The organism is Bacillus marinisedimentorum, assembly GCF_001644195.2.
In the GTDB taxonomy this organism is placed as follows: domain Bacteria; phylum Bacillota; class Bacilli; order Bacillales; family Bacillaceae_O; genus Bacillus_BL; species Bacillus_BL marinisedimentorum.
Window position 1 is genome coordinate 1 of sequence record NZ_LWBL02000063.1, and the last position, 24,995, is coordinate 24,995.

Below are 24,995 nucleotides of genomic sequence, written 5' to 3' on the forward strand. Positions count from 1 at the left end.
CACCTAAAAAAAAGACTCGCCGATTGGCGAGCCTTCAAGCGAAAACAGTGGTGCAATTGCACTTTATCTGTATTCTTAAAATTGGCCTTTGCGGTAGACCACTTCCTTGCTGTGAACAATTTATGTTTACTTTACGGTGAAAAACCGGCTGCATCCTTATATCCGTCCCTGTATTTATGAGAAAACAATCAGAACAACCGTAACGGCCGCAATGAGTCCTATCAAATCTGATATCAGACCCACTTTCAGTGAATCCCCCATTTTCTTAATGCCGACCGCCCCAAAATAAACAGTCAAAATATAAAGAGTCGTATCGGTGCTTCCCTGCATGGTCGAAGCCATTCTGCCAATGAGGGAATCAGGGCCGTAAGTGGCGATAAGATCACTCGTCAAACCGAGGGCAGCCGTCCCTGATATTGGCCGCAGAACAGCCAGGGGCACGATTTCAGCCGGAATCCCGGCGGCCAGAAGAAACGGCTGGACCATATTGATCAAAAAATCCAGCGCCCCTGATGCACGCAGGATGGAAATCGACACAAGCATGCCGACAAGAAAGGGAATGATTGAAAAAGCAATTTTCAATCCTTCTTTCCCGCCTTCCGCAAAAACTTCATAAACCGGGACCCGCTTCCATGTCCCGTAAAGCAAAATAAACCCGATAATGACAGGAATCAGCCAGAGGGACAGGCCTGAGATGACATTCAATCCTATCCCTCCCCTCTTTTCGTCCGCCTGTGATAAAAGTAACGGTCCACCAGAATGGCTCCCATTGTGGAGCAAGCAGTAGCAATTACTGTTGTCCCGACGATTTCGGCAGGGGCGGCCGAGCTGTAGTTCAGCCTGATGGCAATTACAGTTGTCGGCACTAGTGTCAGGCTTGATGTATTGATAGCAAGAAAGGTGATCATGGACCGAGATGCTTCATCTTTTCCGCCGTTCAACTGTTTCATCTGCTCCATTGCCTTTATGCCGACTGGTGTTGCGGCATTCCCGAGGCCGAACATGTTCGCAATCATGTTTGACAAAATATATCCCGCTGCCGGATGGTCGGCCGGAATGTCCGGGAACAGCCTCATCACCAATGGCTTGAACAAGGCGGCCAGCTTTGAAAGCAGTCCAGCTTCCTCTGCAATTTTCATCAAGCCAAGCCAGAACACAAGTACGCTGATCAAGCCGATGCATATGGTGACCGCTTCTTTTGCACCGGTGAAGACGGCCTTATTCACTTCTTCCAGCGTACCGGAAACCATGGCGAACATGATGCCGAATACCGTCATGGCCACCCATATGATATTAACCATGGTATCCGGCTCCGTTCAAGGAAAACAGTGATTTTGTGAACGATTCCCACCAGGTTCGTTTTACTTCCTCAGCCGTGTAATATACCGGCACGGATAGAATCTCCCCATCCTCAAGGAAAACAGTCAGTTTCCCGGCCTTGATTTGCTGTCTGGACTTTTCCCAGCTCTTATCATAATCAGAGCGGAGGCTGACCGAGACCCTCAATTTTTGTTTTTCTTCATCCGTCAGGGGATATGTAACATCCCGTTTTATCAGGACATGCCCTTTATAAAAAGGATTGTCGATATCCTCCAGTCCGCCTTTCTCCGCAATCCTGTAAATCTTATACTCCTTAAATCCCCAATTGAAAAGATTCATATGATCCTGCCAATCGTCCGGGGCATCAAGCGTTACGCAAATCATATCGCTGCCCCCCTTTGTTGCAGTGGAGACGAGTGTCCTGCGCGCCCGCTTCGTGTATCCTGTCTTCCCTCCTGTCGAAAACTCGTACATGCCGGTGACAAGCTTATTTTTGTTTTTCCATTTCCTGTCCCATTCTTCGTTCGGATTTGGGGCGGTGTGCCTAACCGTGCCGGAAATTTTCCGGTATGTTTCATTTTGCATTGCATACTTTGTCAACAGCGCCATATCATATGCAGTCGAATAATGTTCTTCATGGTCATCAAGGCCGTGCGGGTTGGAAAAAACGGTGTTCGTCATCCCGATTTGAGCCGCTTTTTCATTCATCAGGTGCGCAAATCCTTCGACACTGCCGCCGACCATTTCAGCAATCGCCACCGCTGCGTCATTTCCGGAGCGGAGCATAAGTCCGTATACTAGGTCTTCCAGTTTAATTTTTTCACCTTCCTGCAAATAGATGGAAGACCCTTCCGTATATACAGCACGTTTTGATACTTTCGATTTCTCATCAAGTTTCCCCGATTCGATTGCTAGAATTGCCGTCATTATCTTCGTGATGCTTGCAATCCTCATTTTTTCATGGGCATTTTTCGCAAAGATCACCCGGCCGCTGGACTGTTCCATCAGCACAGATGAAGCCGCTGATACAGAAGGCGCAGCTGCTGTCCGGGCCGGGTCCACCATAACAGCAAGTCCTAAGACCGCCGCCAGCAAAAACGGAATTCCTTTTCTCAAGATACGCATTCAACCCCCGCCTTAATCCTTGGACTATTGATACAAGTTTATGCGGGGACAGGCGTTATATGATAATAAAGAAAAGTGCAAGAAGTCCGTTTAGCGGCGTATGCATAAGGGGGGCACCCCCAGGAAGACGTTTTCCTTCCGGAGGGATTCACCGCTCATGTCGATAGCCGCTGGTGCCTGCAGCTGGCACGGGAAGCGGCGCAGCGGGCTCACCGGATTTCCTATCCAGGAAGTCGAATGACTAAAAGTATTATAAAAACGGACAAGGTTCGGCAGCGTGCAATATTATACTCCGTATTGACTTATTCGGAAATTTTCATGTAAGTAAGATTTATAAAAAGTACGTCCATGTGATAGCCTGACGGATTCGGTTATGAAGTGCAAAATTACAAATAGCACGATGTCCGGCTTATATTTTATTTATCCAGGTGGTTTGGATAAAAATAAGCAGCCCAATTTTATTGCTCATTGGACTGCTGTTTACCGGGCAATTTTCTGTTTTATACTTGAAAACAAAACCGTTAGTGAGAAATCCGGACATTTTTTACCGTCTTCTGACTGGACTGGCTGATTTGCCAGTCAAATATTATCCGGTATTCTCACAGCACCGAAATCCCCTCGGTTAAAGGGAGTTTTCCTGGCGCCTGGCCTGGAGCACTTTCGTTTTATAATCTGTTTCATAATACTCAAGTTCCTCGCGCATCTCCTGGAAATCCCCTTCAAGGTCTGCCATCAGCTTTTTCAGCGATTCAGGGGCCTGTTCCGCAAAGGAAATGGAATTTTTTCCTGTATAAGCAGCCCTGCTGTTTTCAGACCAAAGATCGGAACGCGGGGAGAAAAACTCCTCGATGACCGTATGGTAAATCCAGTAAAGAGTTTTTTCGGCTGCCGCTTTCCGAAATGACTCGTCCTTCAATACGACGGTACATGCATCAAGACCTTCTTCCGCAAACACGTGCAGCCTTCTGATGCTGCTCAATAATCCCCGATAATAATCCGGGTCGCCGGAAGGATTTTCCTCAATCAGCTGCTGGAGGGTAATTCCATTTAAATAGTTTTCCATTTTTGTTGAAACGCGTTCCAAAAAGGACCTTGCCTGTTCACTCTGTGATTGCACCATACTGTTTCCCATTTCGTTTCCTCCATTCTCTTTTGGCTCTTGCTGCTGCTGACTTCACTAATTACGGCTGTTTCAGAGCGGCCATTGGAGATTGCAGTTCGTATTCCCCTTTCGCAGCCAGCGTTTTGAAAAGTTCTTCAACAAGTTGGAAATCGATGTTTTTAAACAGTTTTGCATATTCTTTTTCATTATTTATGTAGATGCGTTTCTTATGCCTGTTCGCCGGATTGGAAATCAAAGCGGCGAGTCCGGCCACATCTTTTAAAAACACTTCCCTGTCTCCAGCCTTGAATAGCGGATTTGTTCCGTACGGCGTAAAATCGCCGAAATGTTCATCGAAAAAGCGCACATACAAGAGATGGAACGTTTTCTCTTCTCCTCCATCCATGAATGTCACTTCGGATCTGTTGAACATATCTTCAGAAGTATTCGGCTTTGCTTTCTCCAGTTCATATCCCTGGCATTCTCTAATTATCACCGTTCTTCCCCCCACTAGTTAAAAAATGACAGCATCCAGAATAGGATCCTTATACTTTAATTTGGCTATTCAGCCTGCTCTTCCTCTTTTTCAACGACAGTTTCTTTGAATTTTTCAAAGAAAAGATCCGCTTCCTGCTCCACTTCCTGTTCGTCGACACACTCGGGAAGCGGCGGGAGCTCATCAATCGATTTCAAGCCGAAATATTCAAGAAACTCCCTCGTAGTGGCATAAAGAATTGCCCTGCCGGTACCTTCCGCTCTCCCTGCCTGTTTGATCAGTGTCTTGGACATCAGCGTCTGAAGCGGCCTTTCTGTCTTCACACCGCGGACGTCTTCGATTTCGGCTCGGGTGATCGGCTGTCTGTAAGCGATGATGGCAAGCGTCTCCATCGCCGCCTGTGATAGGCCTGCAGAAGACGGCGACTGGACAAGCCGGCGATAGTAGTCAGCATGTTCAGGCTTCGTCGTGAACTGGTATACGTCTGCCACTTCAGTGATCATCAAGCCGCGTCCGCTCTCATACTCTTTTTTCAGGTCTTCAATTAGATCTGCCGCTTCACTTTCAGGCATTTCAAGTACGCCGGCAATTTCTTTCAGCTGAATGCCTTCATTACCGGACACATATAACAGTCCTTCAATGATAGATTTTCGTTCCTGGTCATTCATTTGTACTCTTCCCTTCATCTCTGCTGCCGTATACCCAGATTTCAGAAAAGTTTTTATCCTGTTCACAATGGATTTTTTTCATTTTCAAAAGTTCGAGAACAGCAAGAAATGTCACAACGATTTGTTCACGGTCATCATGAGGGAAAAGATCGGTGAACGACTTTCTCCCTTTCCAATTTTTCAGATCCGAAACAATTTCATCCATCCTTGCCTCGATCGGAATTTCCTGACGGTTGATTTTCGTCTGCGGCGGCTTTTTGGCCTGCTTCCGCTTCAGCATTTTTTGCAGCGCCCCGATCATGTCATAGAGATTGACATCAAGTGATGAAGGGGCGGCGTCCTCTTGAGCGAACTCCTGGAAATCGGCATGTTCTTTCGTGTAAACGAGACTGCGTTCTGCTTCCCGTTTTTTCAGCACTCCCGCAGCTTCTTTGAATTTCCTGTATTCCACCAGCCGGTTAATCAGCTCATCACGCGGGTCTCCCTCTTCTTCATAAAATTCCTCATCCAGCTCTGCCGGTTCCTGTTTCGGCAGCAGCATGCGGCTTTTCATCGCCAGAAGTGTTGCAGCCATTACCAGATACTCACTGGCAATGTCGAGTTCCAGTTCCTGCATTGCATGGATATAGCCCATATATTGATCTGTTATTTCAGCAACCGGGATATCATATATATCGATTTCAAACCGGTTGATCAAATGCAGAAGCAGATCCAGCGGACCTTCAAATGCATCAATTTTGACACTGTATTTCACGTTCATCCCACCAAAATAGTCAAAAGTATTCAACCCAGGAAATCCATTCACTTATTTTACTTTACCAGAGAAAGGCAAACCGGGCTATCCTGTATTTAAAAACAGGGCTGCAGTATAGCGCATTGTTGATTTGTAACAATCTTGATTACAGATGAAGACACACTCCTCCGGCAAGAACAGCGGCCTGCGAAACCTTGTATGAGCATCTGATTTGATGAAGCTCACCGCCCGCCCCGCGGCAAAGAAGACACTGTGAGTGCGACCGGAGGGAAGCAGGAACAGATGTCGCATTTGTGCCCTTGGGTGAAAGCGAGTACCTGCAACGGAAATCAACACTAGCGTTTAACAGAGCCAACAACAAAAAAACAGACTGGCTGTCTGTTCATGAATCCAGCTATTACAGGTGAAATGGCCAGCCATTTATAGGTTCAGCTTTTGTACCCTTCAAAAAGCTTTCCTCCCCATGGTTCAATGATACTTTCTGTAAAGGATGTAAGTTTTTCTTTTTTGCCGGACTGGTAAAAGTGCTGAAATGCCTCAGTGAATTCTGCTGCCGTTTTCTCATCAAAGCGGCGCAGTGATCGAATGGTCCACTTTCCAAAACCGGTCCACTGCCTGTTCGTCCGCAATATGAATTCGTGCAGGATGTCCGCAAGCTGTCCGGCTGTAAACAGATTTTCTGCCACGTCCTCAGACCCTTCGAGATCATCAAGAAGTTCGGTTATCAAGTACCGGGCATTATCTGTCTGACTCTGTGTCCATGGCGGAGGCCCTTCGGCCAAACGCTGTTTTGCCTCTACTTTTATTTTTCTGGCGGTTCCGTCCATATCTTTCAAAATGATCCCCTCAGCACACATTCTGGGCAAATACGGGATGCCAAGCATGCAATCGCTGTCGAAAAAGACCTGGAATGAATCTTTGCTGTATAAGAAAACTTCTATTGGCCATTCATATTTTATAAAACACCGGCGCCGATCCACGGGTTCCTCCGCACCAATTATGACAATATCCAGATCCGATGCAGAGGTGTGATCTCCCCTGACAGTGCTTCCTGCCAAAAAGGCGGCTGCACATTCCGGGAAGTACCGATTGATGAATAACAGTGCCGCAGCTTCAGGTGAAAATCTCATATGGCTGACGCCTCCTTTTTTTCTGTCATCCTATCCTATGCTCACTTGATGGGCTTCATTTCAAAAACAATAAAAACAAGACATAGGAATATGATAAACTGATACAAATACCCGATCAGACAAAGGAGGGGATTTTTTTGAAGCTTTATGCTGAGCCTTATCTACAGTTTCTGTTGGAGTTTCATGGCACGAGGGATTATTTTGAATGCCATGAAATTTTAGAAGAGGAATGGAAAAAGGAGCCGCGCCCCGAATGGCAAAACGTATGGGAAGGCCTCATAAAGATTGCGGTCAGCCTTTATCATCAAAGGCGGAGAAATTTCAGCGGAGCCGAGCGGCTGATGAAAAAGGCAATCAAACTGCTCAGAGGGCAACCCGATGAGCTCCGGCAACTCGGAATCGACCAGAAGGAGCTCATCCGGATGATGGATAAACGGCTCAGTGAAATTGAGCATGACGTTCCGTATGAAAGCATGAACCTTCCCCTGACAGATGAACGGCTCATCGAGCGGTGTAAAAACTTGTGCGAGCGCCAGGGCTTTACGTGGTGCGGACAAAGCGACCTTGCAGACAGAATGCTCATACACCGCCACGCACTTAGGGACAGGCAGGAAGTCATCTCTGAACGGGAACGGCAGCTTGAACTGAAAAAAGACAACCGGCAAAGCGACTGAGCGTACTGGCTAAGCAGCCGGTTCATAATTAAAACAACAGTCAAGGTAACAGTGCATTTATAAGATTAATATGAAGATACGGTCAAAACCACCTTCTGGAGCATGATGTCTATGTAAAATCATATGGGTGAGTTTTGGCCTGATTTTTTCGGATGAATTATCCGGTTACAGGGTAGTCAGCTCCCTATCCGCAGACTTCCAGTCAAGCCTGCCGCCACGTACAAGATCTGCAGGGCTTGTCTAGTCCGATTTAACGCGCATTTTATACGGGTAATCGCCCATTGCCCGCTGCGGGTTCTCGGTTCGCAGCGGATGAAGGGAATTCGCTTAGTAGTATCTGACGATTTATACCTTCATACGGTAAAAAACCCGCACATATGGCGGGTTTTGCCTGCAAGGCGAGAATATGCTGCCGCTTCCGGCATAATCTTCCCGTCTCTTTCACTTTCAGTTGCTCGGCTTGCTGATGCACGGAAACAGTGAACCATTCCGATACGTATACAGTGAGGTCAGCCTTCACTCCTGCCGGCACTTTCCTCAAAGCGCTGCAGAAATCCTGCTGTATGTTTATTTGCTTTTAATTCCTGGTCATCGTCAAGGAAATCAAGTAAGGACTCAATCATCTTGGTTGCGATTCCCTGGCCGCGGTGCGATGGATTCACACAAACGTGCTTCAGCTCCACTTCACCGTTATCTTTCTCTTCAATACCGGTTATGCCGATTATATCTTCTTCTTTCCACAAAAAAAGCTGCCAGTCTTCATCTTCTTCATAATTCTTAATCGTTTCCTGGAGTTTTTTCAAATCTTTTTCGGTTGGCATGAACGACAGCAATCCCATCGCTATCTTTTCATAACTTTTTTTATATCGAATAAGCATGATTACCCCTCATTATAACCGTATTTATGAAAAAAGACGGCCGGCAAGTGCCAGGAGCATAATTACCGCAACGATGACCGTCACCGCAAGCAGCACTTTTTCCTGTTTTTTACCGGGATCCATAAATACCACTCCATCTTTTCCACGATTGATGTATTTTAACATATTATAAAAGAACAAATGAAAAAAATGCAACGTTTCTCAATTGTTTTTCAGGAATGGCATCTCTTGTATCATTGGGCAGCAGCAGCACTCCTACCCAACCAGGCCTTTATACCCTTTTTGAAAAAAATGAAACGGTTTATGATAAATTGAGATTCGGTGCGATAAACCTCCAATAAATAATTCCCCACACGAGTGCAAACAGGAGCAGCAATAAAAGCAGCGTCATGTTTTTCGACTTCATTTGTTCCGTATCCCTCCCAAATTATTAACTGAACACGAATAACTCTTTCAGTACTCTATGTGCTATAATAATATCTCTGCCACTTAAGAGCAAATTTACAGGCAAAAGGAGCGAAAACGTTGAAACCTCTATATCGTTTGGCATTGTCGTTCTTGGTACTCCTTGCTGCGGCCACAGTCAGCCCGGTATCTTTTGCGCATGCCGATGCGGCTGAAGGCGATGTCATCATCACACTTGGTGAGGACCTTTCAGAACAACAGCGCGAGGAAATTCTTAACGAAATGGAAGCACCGGATAAGCCGGAGATCGTTACCGTTACCAATGAAGAAGAACACCAGTATCTTGGAAATTATATCTCTAAAGCACAGATCGGCTCTCGGGCGCTTTCTTCATCTAAAATAACTGTCGGGAAGCAGGGGTCGGGCCTTATCATTGAGACCCGCAACATCAATTGGGTCACAAAAGAAATGTACGCAAATGCACTGACAACCGCCGGAGTTAAGGATGCTGATATATATATCACTGCACCGTTTGAAGTTTCCGGGACAGCTGCCCTGACAGGGATCATCAAAGCATATGAAATATCAGCGGATGTCACAATCACCGAACAGCAAAAACAGGTTGCAAATGAAGAAATGGTCACAACAGCTGAACTTGGAGATAAAGTCGGTGCCGACAAAGCGGCTGAGCTGATGACTAACATCAAAGAAAAAATTGCTGAAAACAAACCGGAAACAGACGCTGAAATGAGAACACTGATTGAAAATGCCGCAAAAGAACTTGGTATTACGCTGAGCGATGCGGAGCTTGACAGCCTTGTTGACCTGTTCAATAAAATGAAAGAACTCGACATCGATTGGAATCAGGTCTCTGCCCAACTCGAAAAAGCAAAAGAAAATTTTAAGAACTTCATGGAATCAGAAGAGGGACAGTCAATTCTTGAAAAGCTGAAACGGTTTTTCAGCAATGTCATTGATGCCCTTTCAGCATTGTTCCGATAAGGAGTTATATAAAAGAGAGCACCCGGCCGGGTGCTCTCTTTGTATACGGCCGTTAAGTTCAACGATTTGCTGCCTTTTTCCGCAGTGGAACATCAAGCTTCACAATGTCCTCATACGTTTCCCGTTTCACCGCGAGCTGGCTTTCCCCATCCTCTGCGAATACAACTGCCGGCCGCGGCAGCCGGTTATAATTGTTCGCCATCGAGTAGCCATAAGCTCCAGTTGAAAAGACAGCGATCAAATCGCCGGGCTTCACTTCAGGCAGCTCGACATCCCAAATGAGCATATCACCGCTCTCACAGCATTTACCTGCGATTGATACGAGTTCTTTGTTTTCTTCCGCGGCACGATTGGCAACAATCGCTTCGTATTTCGCTTCATAAAGTGCAGGCCTTAAATTATCACTCATTCCGCCGTCAACGGCTATATATCTTCGGGTACCGGGTACTTCCTTCTGGGATCCGGCTTTATAAAGGGTTGTTCCCGCTTCACCGACAATGGCCCGCCCCGGTTCAATCCATATTTCTGGAAGATTGAGCCCAAGACGCCCGGAATGTTCCCTGATGGCCCCGACGATTTCCTCTATATACTGTTCCGGCGTTATTGGATCATCTTCTCTTGTATACTTTATCCCAAACCCGCCGCCGACATTCAGGACTTCGGGAACGTATCCAATTTCTTCCTGCCATCTTTCAATCGCCTGGTAAAGCTTATCGATTGCCATGACAAAGCCGGTCGTTTCAAAAATTTGTGATCCGATATGGGAATGGATGCCAAGCAAATGGAACGCTTCACTGTCCAGCGCACGCCGGATAGCAACGTCAGCCTGACCGCTCTGGAGATCGAAACCGAACTTGGAATCCTCCTGGCCGGTTATAATATATTCATGGGTATGCGCCTCCACTCCAGGAGTCAGGCGCAGCATAACAGGAAGTTTCTTTCCCATTTCCCTGCCAATTCCCTCAATCAAGTCAAGTTCATAAAAATTATCGGCGACAAAACAGCCTATTCCTGCCCTGGCTGCCATTTTCAATTCGTCATAGCTTTTGTTGTTTCCGTGAAAGTGAATTCGTTCAACTGGAAAGCCGGCTGTGACCGCGGTATGAAGCTCTCCCCCTGAAACTACATCAAGACTCAGGCCCTCTTCAGCCATCACCTGGATGATTGCTATTGATGAGAAGGCCTTGCTAGCATAGGCAACCTGAGCTTTCACACCCAAACGTTTGAATGAATTTAAAAATGACCGTGCCTTATGTTTTACTAAAGCAACGTCATATACATATAAAGGAGTTCCATATCGGTTTGCCAGTTCCTCTGCACTTACTCCACCGATTTCAAGAACACCATGCCCGTTAATTCTGCTCGTACCTGACAACAAGACTTCCCTCTCCTTTTTCCGTTGCGCGGTCCCGCACATAAAAACAAAGCCGGTCATGCAAGTAACCGAACACCGGGACTTTAACACGCTGATTGATTAAAAAAACTTTAACATATAGATCATCAGCATGCAATCATCGTCCTATTTTTGCGCCTGCTTTTTGCGGTTTTGCGGACGGACAATGCTTGGGCGTGTCTTGGATAAAGGAACAGAAACCCTGATGAGCACCTGCATAAACGCTTTCGGATTAAAGGGGATGAACGGCCACAAATACGGTGTTTCAAGCGAGCGAATGCTTACAAGGAACAAAATGATTAATAATGTTCCCACAATGAAGCCCGGAACTTGAAACATGAAAACAAGGAGGATCAGCGCTACGCGCATCAATTTGTTCGCTATGCTTAATTCATAGCTCGGAGTGGCAAAAGATCCGATTGCCGATACAGCCACATATAATATGACTTCCGGCACAAACAGACCGACATCGATAGCGATTTGGCCGATTAATACTGCTGCAATAAGTCCCATCGCCGTCGATAGCGGCGTCGGTGTATGGATTGCCGCCATCCTGAGCAAATCTATCCCGAAATCAGCAAGCAGGAGCTGGAGGATGATGGGGATATTCGAATCCGCCTCATTCGGTCCGATAAAATCGAGTCCCTCAGGGAGAAGCGCTGGTTCCAGGACATACAAAAACCAGAGCGGGGTCAGCCAGATGGAAGCTGCCATGCCAAGAAAACGCACCCACCGCAAAAACGCACCGATTGCAGGTGTCTGTCTGTATTCCTCCGCATGCTGAACATGATGAAAAAAGGTGGTGGGCGTAATGATGACACTTGGTGACGTATCAACCAAAATCAGTACATGCCCTTCAAGCAAATGTGTTGCAGCAACATCCGGACGCTCGGTATATCTGACAAGCGGGTATGGATTAAAGCCCTGCTTGACCAGGAATTCTTCCACCGTTTTATCAGACATCGGAATTCCGTCAATATCTATTTCTTTCAGTTCCTTTTTTATAACGTTCACCAGTGCTGGGTCTGCCACATCCTGTAAGTATGCAACACAGACATCAGTCTTCGACCTTTCGCCGATTTGCATGATTTCGTGGCGCAGCCGTTCGTCCCGTATCCTGCGGCGGGTCAATGCCGTGTTCTCAATGATATTCTCCGTATAGCCGTCCCTTGCCCCGCGAACCACTTTCTCAGTGTCCGGTTCCTCCGGTGTCCTTCCCGGGTAGCTTCTGACATCGATAACAAATGCTGACTCTTCCCCGTCGATAAGGATGATGACCAAGCCAGACAAGAGCTGGTCGACAATTTCATCAATTGTCGTGACTTCCTCGACTTGCTGATGGACCAGCCGGTTGTGGATGAGCTCTTTCAGCTGCCGGGATGTTGTCCGGTGGCTTTCATTAAGGTTGACAAGCTCTTTCATCAATTCAATGATAAATTGGGTCTCACACAACCCGTTCAAATAGTAGAGCTGGATTTCACGGTGGTTCACGGTGAATTTTCTCACACCAAGGTCGAAGCTCGTTCCGACACCAATGCGCTTTTTCAAAAACTCTTCATTCTTAGCCACTTCTTTTGAGAGCGGAGTTTTACTGTTCGTTTTTATTGCCATCAAATCCACTCCGTTCCAAGATCATTCTGACCGCTGCCATTGTGACAGGGGCGCCAAATTTGACATCATCATGTCCTCCCATTTTACCTATATCCCCGATCCCCACTACAACACCTGCATCAAGGCCGTCTACACAATCAACAGTATCACCGTTGATCCGTCCTTCTTCCATTTCGGGAATGCCGCTTTTATCGATTCCATTTGCGGTGGGGTTTCCATATTTGTCAATACTCACGTCCACTCTTGTCCACTCGGTGTACCGCGGCCTGGAAGCGACTGCAATCACACCGAGAACATCGATGCCCGGATGTCCCGCCACTTCCTTCATCGCTTTTTCACCTGGCCCTTCGCCATAGTAACCGCAGTCATCAAACATGACGAAAACCGGCTCATCCCGGGCTTCCATTATCAGCTGTACCATCTCTTCCCCGGCTAATTCCGTTGGATTGCCGTGGGACCTTGAAATACAGCGGCCACCCACAACTGCTGCCGCATATTCAATCGTCTTTTTCGCATATTCATCCCCATCTGTGACAAGAATGACTTTCTTCATCCAATCACCTCATCCCCGGGGTTTGAAAATGACGGCAACAAGAAAGCCGAACAATATAGCAGAGGAAATACCTGCTGATGTCAGCTGGAATATCCCCATTGCAATGCCAATGAAACCGTGATCTTCTGATTCTTTCATCGCTCCGTGCAATAGGGAGTGACCAAAGCTTGTGATCGGAACTGTCGCACCGGCGCCGGCAAATTTTATAAATTTATCATAGATGCCGAATCCATCAAGCACGGCCCCTGCCACGACAAACGAACTCATTACATGGGCAGGGGTGAGCTTGAACATATCCAGGAGCAGCTGGCCCACCACACAAATTGCCCCTCCAAAAACAAAGGCAAGAAAATATTCCATTATGCCTGCCCCCCTTCCAAAGCAGATTCAAGGACGACACCATGGGCAATTGTCGGAATGGTTTCTTTTTGCTGCATCATAGTCGGACTAAGCAATGCCCCAGTTGCTGCGACCAGGACCCGTTTCAGCCGGCGCTTTTTCAATTCTTCAAGCAAATAACCATACGTTACGACAGCTGAACAGGCACAGCCGCTTCCGCCAGCAAAAACGTTTTGATCCGGCCGGAAAATCATCAGCCCGGCATCGTTATGCTTTCCTGACAGGTCGATTCCTTTTTCTTTGAGCATTTGCACAAGAATAGGGCTTCCGACTGCAGAAAGATCACCTGTAACGATCAGGTCATAGTCATCAGGTGTACGGCCGAGATCCTGTAAGTGCTGAAAAATGGTGTCAGCCGCAGCCGGAGCCATAGCCGATCCCATATCAAACGGGTCATCAATTCCATAATCTTTCACTTTTCCTATCGTTGCAGCTGTTATCTTTACGGGTGAAGGTTCTTTTGAGACAAGCGCAGTCCCGGCTCCTGAAACAGTATACGTGGCGGTATCTGGTTTCTGGCCGCCGTATTCGGTCGGATAACGGAATTGCCTTTCGGCTGTCGCGTTATGGCTGCTCGTCGAAGCAAGCACACGATTGGCAAACCCTCCATCAACGAGTGCTGAAGCTACCGCAAGTGTTTCCATAGACGTTGAACACGCACCGAACATGCACAGAAACGGAATTTCGTTTTTCCGTGCCGCATAGTTGGCGGTTACATTTTGGTTCAGTAAGTCGCCGGCAAGGAAAAAATCGATGTCTCCAAATGTGAGCTCAGCTTTTTCAAGTGTACTGTCAATGGATTCTTCCAGCAGTTTACGCTCTGCAAGCTCCCAGTTTTTCTCCCCGCAGTACAGGTCGTCAAACTGCCTGTCGATAAAATCCCGGAGCGGACCTTCAGACTCTTTAGGACCTGCAGCGGTGCCGGCGGCTGATATATATAATTCATTTTCAAAAGACCAAGTTTGCTTTCCGGTCAACCTCATATTTTCACCTTCTTATAAGATCATTTGAAATAGGTATCGAATCATTCCGACAATGTAAGCCGACACTGCTCCGAAGACGATTACCGAGCCTGCCAGCTTGAACATATTCGAGGCTACTCCGAGAACCAGCCCTTCACTTTTATGCTCAAGTGCTGCGCTTGTAATTGAATTCGCAAAACCCGTCACCGGAACAGCCGAGCCTGCACCAGCAAACTGTCCCAGTTTATCGTATACGCCAAATCCGGTTAAAAGGGCTGAAATCAAAATCAACGTTGCAACTGTTGGATTTCCGGCTGATTTTTCAGAGAAATCGAATACGGACATGTAAAAATTCTGGATGCCCTGACCGATCATGCAAATCAAGCCGCCAACAAGGAATGCTTTTATACAGTTTGCGATATATGGAGGCTTTGGCTGATAAGATTTAACATCATTTTTGTAATTTTCCTGAGTAATGTTTTGAGACATGGTCATACCCCCTCATAATTTGACAAAAAAGATCCAGTGGAAAAGTGATCCGAAAATCTTGCCGAGTACGATTGCTGTCAGAATCTGCAGAATTTCTTCACCGACCCCTATCCTTTTGGCAAGAATCGGCAGCACATTCAATACTTCTGTCAACGCCGCAGCAATCATGCCGATAAACATGCCTGCTGCCAGACCGAGCGGAATAAGCAGATAATCTGAGAGAGTGAAAAATATGTCATCCAGGCTGAACCAGGCACCTGCCAGAGCCCCTGCCACAATCGCCCATTCATAAAAGAGAATGAACGCCTGGCTTTTTGTGAGCTGAGCAAGTCGGGGCAAAATGCCAAAAACAGTAATAAACGCCACAAAGCCGGATCCGACAGCCAGCCCGCCGCCAAGCCCTATTAACATGACAAGCAGGGCGCTAATCACTGTCAACTGGTTTCAGGCTCTCCCGGTTTTCGTTCATGATGACATATTGGTCAAGATCCTGCTGATAATTGAACATCTCGACTTCAAGAGGGCTTGGCTCTTCGTTGATCCGTTTCTGAAACAAATGATTAAAGAAAAGAATCATACCTGCCCCAAGTCCTATTGAATAAGGGATTTGAAAAAGGAGCGGCTGTTCGCTTTCTTTACCTGTGATCAATGTATAGATTTTTTGATGGACTTCCTGCATACTTACATCCTCATGGAAATTCATAATAGCCAGCGCTGCACCGACAAACAGCAGAAAACAGACGGCAGCAATATACAGCGGGAGTGTTTTTTTCCTTCCGTAATCAACCTGGATGATCGCCTGGGATGGACCGACCGTTTGAATGTCAAGGCCAGGTTCCGCTTTCAATAAAAACTGCATCACCTGCATCACGTCAATGACTACGATATTCTTGTCGCTCATGTTCACATGATAGATCACTTTCTCATTCAAACGTTTGACTAAGGTGTCTTCTTTCCCCAATAACTGGGCAATATCTTTAAGGCGGATCATATGATTGGGTTTGACTTGAATCCGGTGACGCATTTTTACATATATTGTGTCAGCCACATGGATTCCCCCCTGTTATTTACAATGCTTTACAATGTAGTATGCTATCCATCGCATGAAACATTCTGCTGCTTGTTCTCCAATATGTGGAAGTTCTGCACATGAAGAAAAGCGCAAGGCGCCCGCTTAGCGGCGTACGTATAAGCAGGGCCGCACCAGGAAAGGCGTTTTTTCCTTTCTTGCCTATTTTAAAAAAACTCGCCGATTGGCGAGCCTTAAACGAAGACAGCTGCGAAGCTGCCCTTATCTGAATTCTTAAAATTGGCCACTGGCTCGAAATACTTCCTCGCTGACAATTTACACGCCCTGGACGGCAAAAAAAGACCGGATGAACTATCGGTTCATCTGGTCTTTCATTTCAAGAAGTATTTTCTTTTCAAGCCGCGAGACCTGCACTTGTGAAATGCCGAGTCTTTCCGCCACCTCCGACTGGGTCTTGTCTTTAAAATAGCGAAGGAATACAATGAGGCGTTCCCTGTCATCCAATCCGTTTATCGCTTCCTTTAATGCAATTTTATCAAACCATTTCGTTTCAGTATCGTCAGCTATCTGGTCAAGGAGTGTTATGGGATCCCCGTCATTTTCATATACAGTTTCATGGATTGATGCGGGTGACCGGCTTGCTTCCTGGGCAAGGACCACATCTTCAGCAGTGATGCCAAGCGCTTCGGCAATTTCCGCTACGGTCGGCGCCCTGCCAAACGTTTTCGTGAGTTCCTCTTTCGTTTTCCTGATCTTATTTCCTGTTTCTTTCAAGGAGCGGCTCACTTTGACCGTGCCGTCATCCCGGATGAAACGCTGGATTTCCCCAATGATCATGGGGACAGCATACGTAGAGAACTTCACCTCGTAGGAAAGGTCAAATTTATCAACTGATTTAAGAAGACCGATACAGCCTATTTGAAATAAATCATCGGGTTCATAGCCTCTATTCAAAAAACGCTGGACAACAGACCAGACAAGGCGCATATTCCGCTGGATAATCATATCCCTTGCAGCCTTGTCCCCTTGCTGGCTCAGCTTGATCAGCTTTTTGACCTCTTCATCTTTCAAATGGGGGGCCTTTTCATTTTTGATCTCCGTATCCATAGGCAGAACTCCTTAATTGCAATAAGCATTGCTCTTTGACAAATACTTTGTCAGACGAACTGTGGTTCCGGACGATTCCCCGGTTGTGATTTCCACCTTGTCCATAAAATTTTCCATAATGGTAAATCCCATTCCGGACCGTTCGAGTTCTGGCTTGGTTGTATAAAGCGGCTGGCGTGCTTCTTCCAGATTGGATATGCCGATGCCTTCATCACGTATTTCAAGATGTGCTGTCTCATCCTCGAGCGTGACCGAAACATAGACAATACCTTCCGGGTTATTGTCATATCCGTGAATGATCGCATTCGTTACTGCTTCAGAGACGACCGTTTTGATTTCCGTCAGTGTGTCCATTGTCGGATCGAGCTGAGCGATGAAAGCGGCAACTGTCACTCTGGCAAACGATTCATTTTGGCTCAATGCCGAAAATTGAAGTTTCATCTCATTTTTCATCTTATGCCACCCCCAGGCGGTGGAGGGCATTTTCTTCACTCGGTTCCATTCGGATGATTTTGAACAGCCCAGACATATCAAAGAGGCGTTTGACAGCAGGCGATATAGCACATACCACCATCTCACCGTCGCCTTGCTTCACTTGTTTATAGCGGCCGAGGATGACCCCGAGACCGGAGCTGTCCATAAATTGCAGCTGTTCAAGATTTAATACGATATGATGAACAGGATATTCATCCATGACTTTATTTACTTTCTGACGCAGCTCTTCCGCCGTATGGTGATCAAGTTCCCCGGCGAGTCTTATTAAAAGAACATCTTGTTTCACTTCAAGGTTTATTGAAAGACTCATCCTAAGCTTCCTCCTTTTATGGGTTAAGAGAGTCTTTCGCTGTCCTTGAAACATTTTCCTTCATGCAAACAAAACTAGTGCCTTTTCAACAATATTAGAAGCTTTTTTATTTTTGGCCGCCAAACCATGACATATTGCGCTTGAAAAGGTCAAGCCAGGAAGCAGTCTTGATTTCTTCTTTGACGACCAGGTCTTTTTCAAGAACTACTTCTCCATTTTTTGTGAAGATAAGTTTTCCCGCTTTACTGCCTTTTTCGAGCGGCGCCTGCAGTCCTTGCGGCACCTTCACTTCCGTTTTGATGTCATCTGTTTTTTCGCCTTTTTTTGTGAGCAGGGAAATCGGTTCGGCTGTCACCAGGTCAGCGTATCTCCTGTCTCCTTTTATAATCGGGACCTCACCAATTTTCTTCCCTTGTTCATAAAGCTGATGGGTTTCATAACGGTTGAATGCATAGTCAAGCATTTTGGAAACCTGCCTGTTCCGCTCCTTTGGAGTCGGTGCTCCCATCACAACCGCAATCACCCTCATGCCATCCCGTTTTGCCGTAGCGGTAAGGCAATACTTGGCTTCATTTGTATAGCCCGTCTTCAACCCATCGACGCCGGGGTAAAATTTCACAAGACGGTTCGTGTTTACAAGCCAGAATTTCTTATCGGTATCCTCGCGCAAGTAATCTTCGTAAGTACCGGTGAATTCGATGACCTTATCATATTTAAGCAATTCTTTTGCAATGACAGCCATATCGTTTGCAGAACTGTAATGTCCCTCAGCCGGCAGGCCGGTGACGTTTTTAAATGCTGAGTTTTTCAGACCCAGCTCTTTCGCCCTCTTATTCATCTGTTCTACAAATGCGTCTTCAGATCCGGCAACCCTTTCAGCCAGGGCCACCGAAGCATCATTACCTGATGCGATGGCAACTCCTTTCAGCAGGTCCCGGACAGTCATTTCCTCGCCGGGTTCCAAAAAAATCTGGGATCCGCCCATAGATGCTGCATAATCACTTGTCCTTACTGTCTCATCCATTTTAAGCTCACCATTTTCCATGGCTTCCATGACAAGCAGCATGGTCATGATTTTCGTCATACTGGCAGGAGGCAGTTCTTTGTCGGCATTTTTTTCAAACATGATCTTTCCGCTGTCCCGTTCCATCAAAACAGCAGACTCCGCATTGTCAGCGAGGTCAAGACTTTTATTTTCCTCGGCCGATACAGCTGCGGGCAATAGTGCAGTTAAAATTACAAGTATAGAAACAAGCGAAAAAAGTACGCGCTTCATGCTATCTAATCCCTCCAATCCTAATACGACCATTTTTTCCATAATTTAATTTTATATACACGTATTTACAGAAATCGTGCTGTATCTTTCGTGCTGCAGTGAGTTCCCTTAAGCAAAGAGAGTCTGTTAAGGGAGTTTTGGATAGTATCTGTTTTGCTGCTTCAGGCCTGCTGTCTAAAAATGGGCTTTCTTTCCACAGATATTAATCAAAAGCCAGAACAAATGCGTAAGGCGCCCGCTTAGCGGCATAGGCATAAGCGGAGGTACCCGCAGGGAGGTGCTCTATCCTCCCAGAGGGTACCCCCGCTTATGACGATAGCAGCTGGCGCCTGGAGCTGGATAACTACCTTCTCGCTTTTTATCACAACGCAAAAATTTTTAATTTCCTTAACAAAAAAAAAAAGCGCCTTTTTATCAAAGGCACTTTTTCACGCTTTATTGAATTACATCATAAACCAGGGTTGGCCTATCCACTCTTTCAGCAGAGATTGAAACATTTTGATAGATGATTTCTTTTACTTCTTCAACATCCTCATTGTTACTGTATATGGTGACGAGTGATTCGCCGGCTTCCACTTTCTCTCCGACTTTCTTATTCAAGTACAACCCCACTGCCAGGTCAATAACTGAATCCTTTGTCGCACGGCCGGCTCCAAGCAGCATTGCCGCCGTACCTATTTCATCCGCCACAATGTCACTTACATAACCGCTTACTTTAGCCGGAACTTCAACTTTATGTTTGGCCTGAGGAAGGCGTGACGGATCATCCACAATTGCCGGATTTCCGCCCTGGGCTTCAAGGAATGTTTTGAACTTATCAAGTGCTGAACCATTTTTCATGGCTTCTTCCAGCATATTCCGCGCTTCTTCAAGGGTATCCGCTTTTTCAGCAAGATACACCATATGGCTTCCGAGCGTAAGGCATAATTCCTGAAGGTCCTGAGGTCCCTGCCCCTTAAGCGTATCAATGGCTTCCTTCACTTCAAGCGCATTACCGACAGCAAATCCAAGAGGCTGGCTCATGTCGGATATGACTGCCATTGTTCTCCGGCCGACCTTATTGCCGATTTCAACCATTGCTCCGGCAAGGTCCCTGGCATCATCAAGTTCTTTCATGAATGCACCTGCGCCTGTTTTCACATCCAAAACGATTGCATCAGCACCGGCAGCAATCTTTTTGCTCATGATCGAGCTCGCAATCATCGGAATAGAATTGACAGTAGCTGTCACATCACGCAGAGAATAGAGCTTCTTATCGGCTGGTGTTAGATTTCCGCTCTGGCCGATGACCGCAATCTTGTTTTTGTTGACTAGATCAATGAATTGCTTACTGTCAATTTCAACATGGAAACCTTCCACCGATTCAAGCTTATCGATGGTTCCGCCGGTATGTCCGAGTCCGCGCCCGCTCATTTTAGCGACCGGCACGCCGACGGATGCCACGAGTGGTGCCAGAACGAGGGTTGTCGTATCGCCGACTCCTCCGGTAGAGTGTTTGTCCACTTTGATTCCTTCAATTTCCGAAAGATCGATCTGGTCACCTGATTCCACCATTGCCATTGTCAAATTGGCTCTTTCGGCTGGCGACATGTCCCGGAAAAAGACAGCCATCGCAAATGCGCTCATTTGATAATCCGGAATTTCGCCGTCTGTATATCCCTTTATCAAAAAATCGATTTCTTCTTTGGACAGCTCCCCGCCATCACGCTTTTTTTCAATAATATCAACCATTCTCATTCGTCTCACCCTTTATAAGGAAATGAAATTCAATCACTATTCAGGAAGCAGCAGCCGTTTTTCCAGTGTGCTGAACCCCTGTTTAACTTGAGGCACCTTAGATCGTCTGAATGATTTGCTTCACGAGTTTAAGGAAGCCTTCTTTCACTTTTTCCGTTGTTTCGATTACTTCTTCATGATTCAAAGGCTGGTCAAGCATGCCTGCTGCCATGTTGGAAATGCATGAAATGCCCAGAACATTCAGTCCCGCATGCCTGGCAACGATCACTTCAGGAACTGTGGACATCCCAACTGCATCCCCGCCAAAGCCGCGCAGCATCCTGACTTCTGCCGGCGTCTCGTAGGAAGGTCCTGTGTTTCCCACATACACCCCTTCCTTTACCTGGATTCCAGCCTGGTCGGCTGCGCTGGAAGCGAGAGTGCGCAGTTCCTTGTTGTATGCTTCAGACATATCCGGGAACCTGACTCCAAGTTCGGAGTCATTCGGCCCGATCAGCGGATTTTCACCCATATTGTTGATATGATCGGTTATGATCATCAAATCTCCCGGTTCAAATTCCGGATTAATGCCGCCGGCCGCATTGGTGACGATCAGCTTATCCACACCGATTTCCTTCATGACGCGGACCGGAAATGTCACTTTTGCCATTTCATATCCTTCATAATAATGGAAGCGCCCCTTCATAGCGATGACCGTTTTTCCCTGCAAAGTCCCATAAACAAGCTCGCCGGCATGGCCGGCCACCGTCGAAACAGGAAACTCGGGGATATTTTCATAAGGAATGACAACCGGTTTTTCGATTTCATCAGCCAGTACACCGAGTCCTGAACCGAGAATCAAACCGATTTGCGGAGATTCCCCGATTTTGCTGCGTATGTGATCAGCAGCTTTCATGATCAGCTCTTTATTCATTTTCTACCCCTCCAGCAAGTCTATTTTGTAATTTTATCAAGAAATGAGATGCCGTGTTCAGGCAGCTTCACTGTGAAATTATCGGCAATCGTCGCCCCAATATCTGCAAATGTTTTCCGGATTTCAAGCTCTTTTCCGCTCTCATCTCCTTTATGGTAAGCGAGCAGCGGCACATATTCACGTGTATGGTCAGTCCCGTGGTGGACAGGGTCGTTGCCGTGGTCAGCTGTAATGATGAGCAAGTCTTCTTCCTGCAGGTTATCAAGCACTTCCGGGAGGCGTTCGTCGAATTCCTCAAGTGCTTTCCCGTACCCTTCAGGATCACGGCGATGGCCGAATTTCGCATCAAAATCAACGAGATTGACGAACGAAATTCCAGTGAAATCCATACCGAATGTCTGATTCAGCTTATCCATACCATCCATGTTTGAAGTTGTGCGGAGGGATTCCGTTACACCCTCGCCATCATAAATGTCAGAAATCTTTCCGATGGCGATAACATCGTAACCGCTGTCTTTCATCTCATTCATGACTGTGCGGCCGAAAGGCTTCAAAGCATAATCATGGCGGTTCGATGTACGTTCAAACGATCCGGGTTCACCAATGAACGGACGGGCGATTACACGTCCGACCATATATTTTTCGTCAAGCGTCAACTTGCGAGCAAACTCACAAATACGGTATTGTTCTTCAATCGGAATAATATCTTCGTGGGCAGCAATTTGAAGAACCGAGTCAGCGGAAGTGTAGACGATCAATGCGCCTGTCTTCATATGTTCTTCGCCGAGTTCTTCAATGATTGCTGTGCCGGATGCCGGCTTGTTTCCAATCACCTTCCGGCCTGTTTTTTCTTCGAGTACATTGATCAATTCATCCGGAAACCCGTCAGGAAATGTCCGGAACGGCTGGTCGATATGAAGGCCCATGATTTCCCAGTGCCCGGTCATTGTATCTTTGCCGTTTGACGCTTCCTCCATTTTTGTGAAATACGCAAGCGGACTGCTTGCTTTTTCGATCCCTTTTATTTCACGGATGTTGCTGATGCCAAGTTTACCGAGATTCGGCATTTTGAGTCCGTCCATATGTTCTGCTATATGTCCGAGTGTATCCGCACCTTTATCATTGTACTGTTCAGCATCCGGTGCTTCGCCGATTCCGACAGAGTCCATTACGATTAAAAAAATACGTTTGAAACGTTTGTATTCCATCGTTTACCTCCTGAAGAAAAATATAGTTTCGTACATAGCTGTATACCATTACTGTTATTCCCAACCAACCCCCGTTTTTAACATAAGGACAGGTGTTGTCTGAAGTCAGACCTCTTTACGCAAACCAGGAGCTTATGCTCTTGGATGATACGACGCATAAATATCTTTAAGGCGTTTGTTAGTGACGTGCGTATAGATCTGAGTTGTGGAAATGTCGGCATGGCCAAGCATTTCCTGGACTGCCCGTAAATCCGCGCCGTTTTCAAGCAGATGTGTCGCAAATGAATGCCGCAGCGTATGCGGAGTCAGCTCTTTTTGGATATTTGCTTTCCTCGAGAGCTTGTTTAGAATCTTCCAGAACCCCTGCCGTGACAGCCGATTCCCATGGTGATTAAGAAACAGGGCGTCACTCTGCTTCTTTTTCAAAAGTTCCGGCCTACCCCTGTCAAGGTATTCGGCAACCGAAGTCTGCGCCATTTTGCCGAGTGGAATGATCCTTTCCTTATTCCCTTTTCCGAGGCAGCGGACAAACCCCATTGTCAGATGCACATCGCTTATATTAAGCTGGACGAGCTCAGATACACGGATCCCTGTTGCATATAAAACCTCAAGCATGGCCAGGTCCCTTTTTCCAAGAGCCGTACTGCTTTCCGGAGTTGCCAGCAGCGCCTCCACCTCTTCCATCGATAAGACACGCGGCAGTTTCCTTTCCAGCTTGGGTGTTTCAATATGAAGAGTGGGGTCGCTTTCGGATGCTTTCTCCCTCAGCAAAAAATGATGGAACGAGCGGATTGAAGCAAGGTTTCTGGCAATGGTTGTCTGGGCTCTTCCCTGTTCCTTCATGTGATGTATGTAATTGATGATATGCGCACGCTTCACATCATTCACTGAAGAAAGCTGCTCAACTTTATCCAGATAAAGGACATATTGTCCGAGATCCCTGCGGTAAGACTGGACTGTATTATCCGCCAGGGCCCTTTCCACAATAAGGAAGTGGATAAAGTCCTCTACATGATCTTTCATATCTATCCCCTACTCTCCTGAATGGAAATAGTAAATCAAGCGGTTATACCAATCCGTATCAAGCTCTTCCACCATTCTGGCAGCCTTTACAGCTTTGCCTTCCGGCTCGTCATATCGGTGGTAGCTCTCGTATTCTTTATTCACCAGCAGAAGCCCATAGTAAAAAAGCAGCGTACAGCCGGTGAAAAACAAAAAAATCTTCAGCATGTCCCATATCAGCTTCACAAAAGACCCCATCATTCATCCTCCCGTCCATGCACACTTATACATAAAAGTTATGCCTGTTCGGGACCTGAATATACATAGACGGCAAACTTTGCCGCCTATTTTGTACCAATAGATTATTTGAAGATCTTTTTTTCTGCATCAATGGGGCAATTCCAGGGCATTTCCCGGATGAATAAAGCCTTTTCATTTGTAACGTTACCGGATTTCCCTCTGTTTGTAAATAGGTCTGACCTTTTTTCGGGAAATTGTCGAAATGCTGACAACCGTCTGCTGTTTCGGGCAGAAATTTGTTCAGATTCCTTTTTAAACACTGCTATTGCTTTCCGCTGACGACGAACGTTTCACCAGGGGGACAAGTGCTAATCCGTTCTCACTTTGCATTCGATCCCATTCACATTGTCTTCTTTGCTTGGAGCAGGCAGTGAGACTCAATTGTCAGCTGCTACTGCGGGAGCCCACCTGTTCCGCTGCCCCGCGGGCCTCGCACCTATGGCTCCAATCAACCTGCAAAACCGGAGTTCTTGCCTCCATATGATTATGAAGCAACCTGACCGATTCCGAGCCTTTAGGCGAAGACAGAGGCATAGTTGCCCTTATCTCCATCTTAAAATTGACCGGTGTGCGAAATACTCCCTTGCTGATAATTTATGCTTTCCTATATGTAAAGAAAACTCACCTACTGACAGACCTTAAGCTGGAGACAGAGG

General features: G+C 46.5%; 29 protein-coding genes. 3 read left to right on the forward strand and 26 right to left on the reverse strand.

The genetic code is table 11. The features are described from left to right. Nucleotides 1-180 (forward strand): hypothetical protein (locus A4U59_RS22075; RefSeq protein WP_211274964.1); only part of this gene is annotated, 180 nt, incomplete at its 5' end. Here the strand turns inward: A4U59_RS22075 and A4U59_RS17815 are convergent. The 8 genes from A4U59_RS17815 to A4U59_RS17850 form a co-directional block, all read right to left on the reverse strand. Further along, the gene (locus A4U59_RS17815) at nucleotides 175-705 is read right to left on the reverse strand and encodes a spore maturation protein (protein ID WP_070121572.1); all 531 of its coding nucleotides are present in this window, start codon (nucleotides 703-705) and stop codon (nucleotides 175-177) included. The genes A4U59_RS22075 and A4U59_RS17815 overlap by 6 nt on opposite strands. Nucleotides 706-707: 2 nt before the next feature. Next, a complete protein-coding gene (locus tag A4U59_RS17820; RefSeq protein ID WP_070121573.1) occupies nucleotides 708-1,301 on the reverse strand; it encodes a nucleoside recognition domain-containing protein in 594 nt (197 codons plus the stop codon). Further along, nucleotides 1,294-2,445 (reverse strand): D-alanyl-D-alanine carboxypeptidase family protein, encoded by a 1,152-nt coding sequence (locus A4U59_RS17825; RefSeq protein WP_070121574.1) that lies wholly within the window; start codon nucleotides 2,443-2,445, stop codon nucleotides 1,294-1,296. Before A4U59_RS17825 ends, A4U59_RS17820 begins: the two co-directional genes overlap by 8 nt. Nucleotides 2,446-3,067: 622 nt before the next feature. Beyond that, entirely contained in the window at nucleotides 3,068-3,577 is a 510-nt protein-coding gene (locus A4U59_RS17830) for a DUF3907 family protein (RefSeq protein ID WP_070121575.1), read from the reverse strand. Nucleotides 3,578-3,626: 49 nt separating this feature from the next. After that, nucleotides 3,627-4,043, reverse strand: a complete 417-nt coding sequence (locus tag A4U59_RS17835) for a hypothetical protein (RefSeq protein ID WP_083270932.1) — start codon at nucleotides 4,041-4,043, stop codon at nucleotides 3,627-3,629. A 65-nt stretch (nucleotides 4,044-4,108) separates the two neighbouring features. Further along, a complete protein-coding gene (gene scpB, locus A4U59_RS17840) occupies nucleotides 4,109-4,711 on the reverse strand; it encodes an SMC-Scp complex subunit ScpB (protein WP_070121576.1) in 603 nt (200 codons plus the stop codon). Beyond that, complete coding sequence (locus A4U59_RS17845) at nucleotides 4,704-5,471, reverse strand: segregation/condensation protein A (RefSeq protein ID WP_070121626.1); 768 nt, start codon at nucleotides 5,469-5,471, stop codon at nucleotides 4,704-4,706. The genes scpB and A4U59_RS17845 overlap by 8 nt, the downstream gene beginning before the upstream one ends. A gap of 422 nt (nucleotides 5,472-5,893) precedes the next feature. Next, nucleotides 5,894-6,595: a nucleotidyltransferase domain-containing protein gene (locus A4U59_RS17850; protein WP_070121577.1), complete on the reverse strand. Its 702-nt coding sequence runs from the start codon at nucleotides 6,593-6,595 to the stop codon at nucleotides 5,894-5,896. A gap of 137 nt (nucleotides 6,596-6,732) precedes the next feature. On the opposite strand from A4U59_RS17850, the gene A4U59_RS17855 reads away from it, so the two are divergent. Then, nucleotides 6,733-7,269 carry a DUF309 domain-containing protein gene (locus tag A4U59_RS17855; RefSeq protein WP_070121578.1) on the forward strand — a complete coding sequence of 179 codons (537 nt, stop codon included), beginning with the start codon at nucleotides 6,733-6,735 and terminating at the stop codon, nucleotides 7,267-7,269. A 509-nt stretch (nucleotides 7,270-7,778) separates the two neighbouring features. Here A4U59_RS17855 and A4U59_RS17860 read toward each other — a convergent pair. Next, nucleotides 7,779-8,147 (reverse strand): GNAT family N-acetyltransferase, encoded by a 369-nt coding sequence (locus tag A4U59_RS17860; RefSeq protein ID WP_070121579.1) that lies wholly within the window; start codon nucleotides 8,145-8,147, stop codon nucleotides 7,779-7,781. A gap of 543 nt (nucleotides 8,148-8,690) precedes the next feature. On the opposite strand from A4U59_RS17860, the gene A4U59_RS17865 reads away from it, so the two are divergent. Continuing rightward, nucleotides 8,691-9,554 carry a DUF1002 domain-containing protein gene (locus tag A4U59_RS17865; protein WP_425388923.1) on the forward strand — a complete coding sequence of 288 codons (864 nt, stop codon included), beginning with the start codon at nucleotides 8,691-8,693 and terminating at the stop codon, nucleotides 9,552-9,554. 58 nt (nucleotides 9,555-9,612) lie between these two features. On the opposite strand, the gene lysA is transcribed toward A4U59_RS17865, so the two are convergent. From lysA to A4U59_RS17950, 17 genes are all read right to left on the reverse strand, one after another. Then, the gene (gene lysA / locus A4U59_RS17870) at nucleotides 9,613-10,971 is read right to left on the reverse strand and encodes a diaminopimelate decarboxylase (protein ID WP_070121627.1); all 1,359 of its coding nucleotides are present in this window, start codon (nucleotides 10,969-10,971) and stop codon (nucleotides 9,613-9,615) included. A gap of 102 nt (nucleotides 10,972-11,073) precedes the next feature. After that, the gene (locus A4U59_RS17875) at nucleotides 11,074-12,558 is read right to left on the reverse strand and encodes a spore germination protein (protein ID WP_070121581.1); all 1,485 of its coding nucleotides are present in this window, start codon (nucleotides 12,556-12,558) and stop codon (nucleotides 11,074-11,076) included. Beyond that, entirely contained in the window at nucleotides 12,536-13,111 is a 576-nt protein-coding gene (gene spoVAEA, locus A4U59_RS17880) for a stage V sporulation protein SpoVABEA (RefSeq protein ID WP_070121582.1), read from the reverse strand. The genes A4U59_RS17875 and spoVAEA overlap by 23 nt, the downstream gene beginning before the upstream one ends. A gap of 9 nt (nucleotides 13,112-13,120) precedes the next feature. Beyond that, nucleotides 13,121-13,471, reverse strand: a complete 351-nt coding sequence (spoVAE, locus tag A4U59_RS17885; protein ID WP_070121583.1) for a stage V sporulation protein AE — start codon at nucleotides 13,469-13,471, stop codon at nucleotides 13,121-13,123. Beyond that, complete coding sequence (gene spoVAD / locus A4U59_RS17890) at nucleotides 13,471-14,493, reverse strand: stage V sporulation protein AD (protein ID WP_070121584.1); 1,023 nt, start codon at nucleotides 14,491-14,493, stop codon at nucleotides 13,471-13,473. The genes spoVAE and spoVAD overlap by 1 nt, the downstream gene beginning before the upstream one ends. A 12-nt stretch (nucleotides 14,494-14,505) precedes the next feature. Next, complete coding sequence (gene spoVAC / locus A4U59_RS17895) at nucleotides 14,506-14,961, reverse strand: stage V sporulation protein AC (protein WP_245680586.1); 456 nt, start codon at nucleotides 14,959-14,961, stop codon at nucleotides 14,506-14,508. A gap of 12 nt (nucleotides 14,962-14,973) precedes the next feature. After that, nucleotides 14,974-15,399 (reverse strand): stage V sporulation protein AB, encoded by a 426-nt coding sequence (locus A4U59_RS17900; protein WP_281183837.1) that lies wholly within the window; start codon nucleotides 15,397-15,399, stop codon nucleotides 14,974-14,976. Beyond that, complete coding sequence (locus A4U59_RS17905) at nucleotides 15,386-16,009, reverse strand: stage V sporulation protein AA (RefSeq protein ID WP_070121586.1); 624 nt, start codon at nucleotides 16,007-16,009, stop codon at nucleotides 15,386-15,388. The genes A4U59_RS17900 and A4U59_RS17905 overlap by 14 nt, the downstream gene beginning before the upstream one ends. A 333-nt stretch (nucleotides 16,010-16,342) precedes the next feature. Beyond that, the gene (gene sigF / locus A4U59_RS17910; RefSeq protein ID WP_070121587.1) at nucleotides 16,343-17,098 is read right to left on the reverse strand and encodes an RNA polymerase sporulation sigma factor SigF; all 756 of its coding nucleotides are present in this window, start codon (nucleotides 17,096-17,098) and stop codon (nucleotides 16,343-16,345) included. A gap of 12 nt (nucleotides 17,099-17,110) precedes the next feature. Further along, nucleotides 17,111-17,551 carry an anti-sigma F factor gene (gene spoIIAB, locus A4U59_RS17915; RefSeq protein ID WP_070121588.1) on the reverse strand — a complete coding sequence of 147 codons (441 nt, stop codon included), beginning with the start codon at nucleotides 17,549-17,551 and terminating at the stop codon, nucleotides 17,111-17,113. Nucleotide 17,552: 1 nt separating this feature from the next. Continuing rightward, on the reverse strand, nucleotides 17,553-17,903 hold the full coding sequence (gene spoIIAA, locus A4U59_RS17920; RefSeq protein WP_070121589.1) for an anti-sigma F factor antagonist: 351 nt from the start codon (nucleotides 17,901-17,903) through the stop codon (nucleotides 17,553-17,555). A gap of 106 nt (nucleotides 17,904-18,009) precedes the next feature. Continuing rightward, entirely contained in the window at nucleotides 18,010-19,179 is a 1,170-nt protein-coding gene (locus A4U59_RS17925) for a D-alanyl-D-alanine carboxypeptidase family protein (protein ID WP_070121590.1), read from the reverse strand. 435 nt (nucleotides 19,180-19,614) lie between these two features. Further along, entirely contained in the window at nucleotides 19,615-20,916 is a 1,302-nt protein-coding gene (locus A4U59_RS17930; RefSeq protein ID WP_070121591.1) for a pyrimidine-nucleoside phosphorylase, read from the reverse strand. 97 nt (nucleotides 20,917-21,013) lie between these two features. After that, nucleotides 21,014-21,829: a purine-nucleoside phosphorylase gene (locus tag A4U59_RS17935; protein ID WP_070121592.1), complete on the reverse strand. Its 816-nt coding sequence runs from the start codon at nucleotides 21,827-21,829 to the stop codon at nucleotides 21,014-21,016. A 20-nt stretch (nucleotides 21,830-21,849) separates the two neighbouring features. Next, nucleotides 21,850-23,037 carry a phosphopentomutase gene (deoB, locus tag A4U59_RS17940; protein WP_070121593.1) on the reverse strand — a complete coding sequence of 396 codons (1,188 nt, stop codon included), beginning with the start codon at nucleotides 23,035-23,037 and terminating at the stop codon, nucleotides 21,850-21,852. A gap of 132 nt (nucleotides 23,038-23,169) precedes the next feature. After that, complete coding sequence (gene xerD, locus A4U59_RS17945) at nucleotides 23,170-24,060, reverse strand: site-specific tyrosine recombinase XerD (RefSeq protein WP_070121594.1); 891 nt, start codon at nucleotides 24,058-24,060, stop codon at nucleotides 23,170-23,172. 9 nt (nucleotides 24,061-24,069) lie between these two features. Next, nucleotides 24,070-24,297 carry a YqzK family protein gene (locus A4U59_RS17950; protein ID WP_070121595.1) on the reverse strand — a complete coding sequence of 76 codons (228 nt, stop codon included), beginning with the start codon at nucleotides 24,295-24,297 and terminating at the stop codon, nucleotides 24,070-24,072. Nucleotides 24,298-24,995: the final 698 nt, after the last annotated feature.

Excerpts from the sequence above, each read along its gene's own strand:
- A4U59_RS17820 (WP_070121573.1), bottom strand. The coding sequence starts at position 1,301 with ATGGTTAATATCATATGGGTGGCCATGACGGTATTCGGCATCATGTTC.
- A4U59_RS17825 (WP_070121574.1), bottom strand. The coding sequence starts at position 2,445 with ATGCGTATCTTGAGAAAAGGAATTCCGTTTTTGCTGGCGGCGGTCTTA.
- A4U59_RS17830 (WP_070121575.1), bottom strand. The coding sequence starts at position 3,577 with ATGGGAAACAGTATGGTGCAATCACAGAGTGAACAGGCAAGGTCCTTT.
- scpB (WP_070121576.1), bottom strand. The coding sequence starts at position 4,711 with ATGAATGACCAGGAACGAAAATCTATCATTGAAGGACTGTTATATGTG.
- A4U59_RS17845 (WP_070121626.1), bottom strand. The coding sequence starts at position 5,471 with ATGAACGTGAAATACAGTGTCAAAATTGATGCATTTGAAGGTCCGCTG.
- A4U59_RS17850 (WP_070121577.1), bottom strand. The coding sequence starts at position 6,595 with ATGAGATTTTCACCTGAAGCTGCGGCACTGTTATTCATCAATCGGTAC.
- A4U59_RS17860 (WP_070121579.1), bottom strand. The coding sequence starts at position 8,147 with ATGCTTATTCGATATAAAAAAAGTTATGAAAAGATAGCGATGGGATTG.
- lysA (WP_070121627.1), bottom strand. The coding sequence starts at position 10,971 with ATGTGCGGGACCGCGCAACGGAAAAAGGAGAGGGAAGTCTTGTTGTCA.
- A4U59_RS17875 (WP_070121581.1), bottom strand. The coding sequence starts at position 12,558 with ATGGCAATAAAAACGAACAGTAAAACTCCGCTCTCAAAAGAAGTGGCT.
- spoVAEA (WP_070121582.1), bottom strand. The coding sequence starts at position 13,111 with ATGAAGAAAGTCATTCTTGTCACAGATGGGGATGAATATGCGAAAAAG.
- spoVAE (WP_070121583.1), bottom strand. The coding sequence starts at position 13,471 with ATGGAATATTTTCTTGCCTTTGTTTTTGGAGGGGCAATTTGTGTGGTG.
- spoVAD (WP_070121584.1), bottom strand. The coding sequence starts at position 14,493 with ATGAGGTTGACCGGAAAGCAAACTTGGTCTTTTGAAAATGAATTATAT.
- spoVAC (WP_245680586.1), bottom strand. The coding sequence starts at position 14,961 with ATGTCTCAAAACATTACTCAGGAAAATTACAAAAATGATGTTAAATCT.
- sigF (WP_070121587.1), bottom strand. The coding sequence starts at position 17,098 with ATGGATACGGAGATCAAAAATGAAAAGGCCCCCCATTTGAAAGATGAA.
- spoIIAB (WP_070121588.1), bottom strand. The coding sequence starts at position 17,551 with ATGAAAAATGAGATGAAACTTCAATTTTCGGCATTGAGCCAAAATGAA.
- spoIIAA (WP_070121589.1), bottom strand. The coding sequence starts at position 17,903 with ATGAGTCTTTCAATAAACCTTGAAGTGAAACAAGATGTTCTTTTAATA.
- A4U59_RS17925 (WP_070121590.1), bottom strand. The coding sequence starts at position 19,179 with ATGAAGCGCGTACTTTTTTCGCTTGTTTCTATACTTGTAATTTTAACT.
- A4U59_RS17930 (WP_070121591.1), bottom strand. The coding sequence starts at position 20,916 with ATGAGAATGGTTGATATTATTGAAAAAAAGCGTGATGGCGGGGAGCTG.
- A4U59_RS17935 (WP_070121592.1), bottom strand. The coding sequence starts at position 21,829 with ATGAATAAAGAGCTGATCATGAAAGCTGCTGATCACATACGCAGCAAA.
- deoB (WP_070121593.1), bottom strand. The coding sequence starts at position 23,037 with ATGGAATACAAACGTTTCAAACGTATTTTTTTAATCGTAATGGACTCT.
- xerD (WP_070121594.1), bottom strand. The coding sequence starts at position 24,060 with ATGAAAGATCATGTAGAGGACTTTATCCACTTCCTTATTGTGGAAAGG.
- A4U59_RS17950 (WP_070121595.1), bottom strand. The coding sequence starts at position 24,297 with ATGGGGTCTTTTGTGAAGCTGATATGGGACATGCTGAAGATTTTTTTG.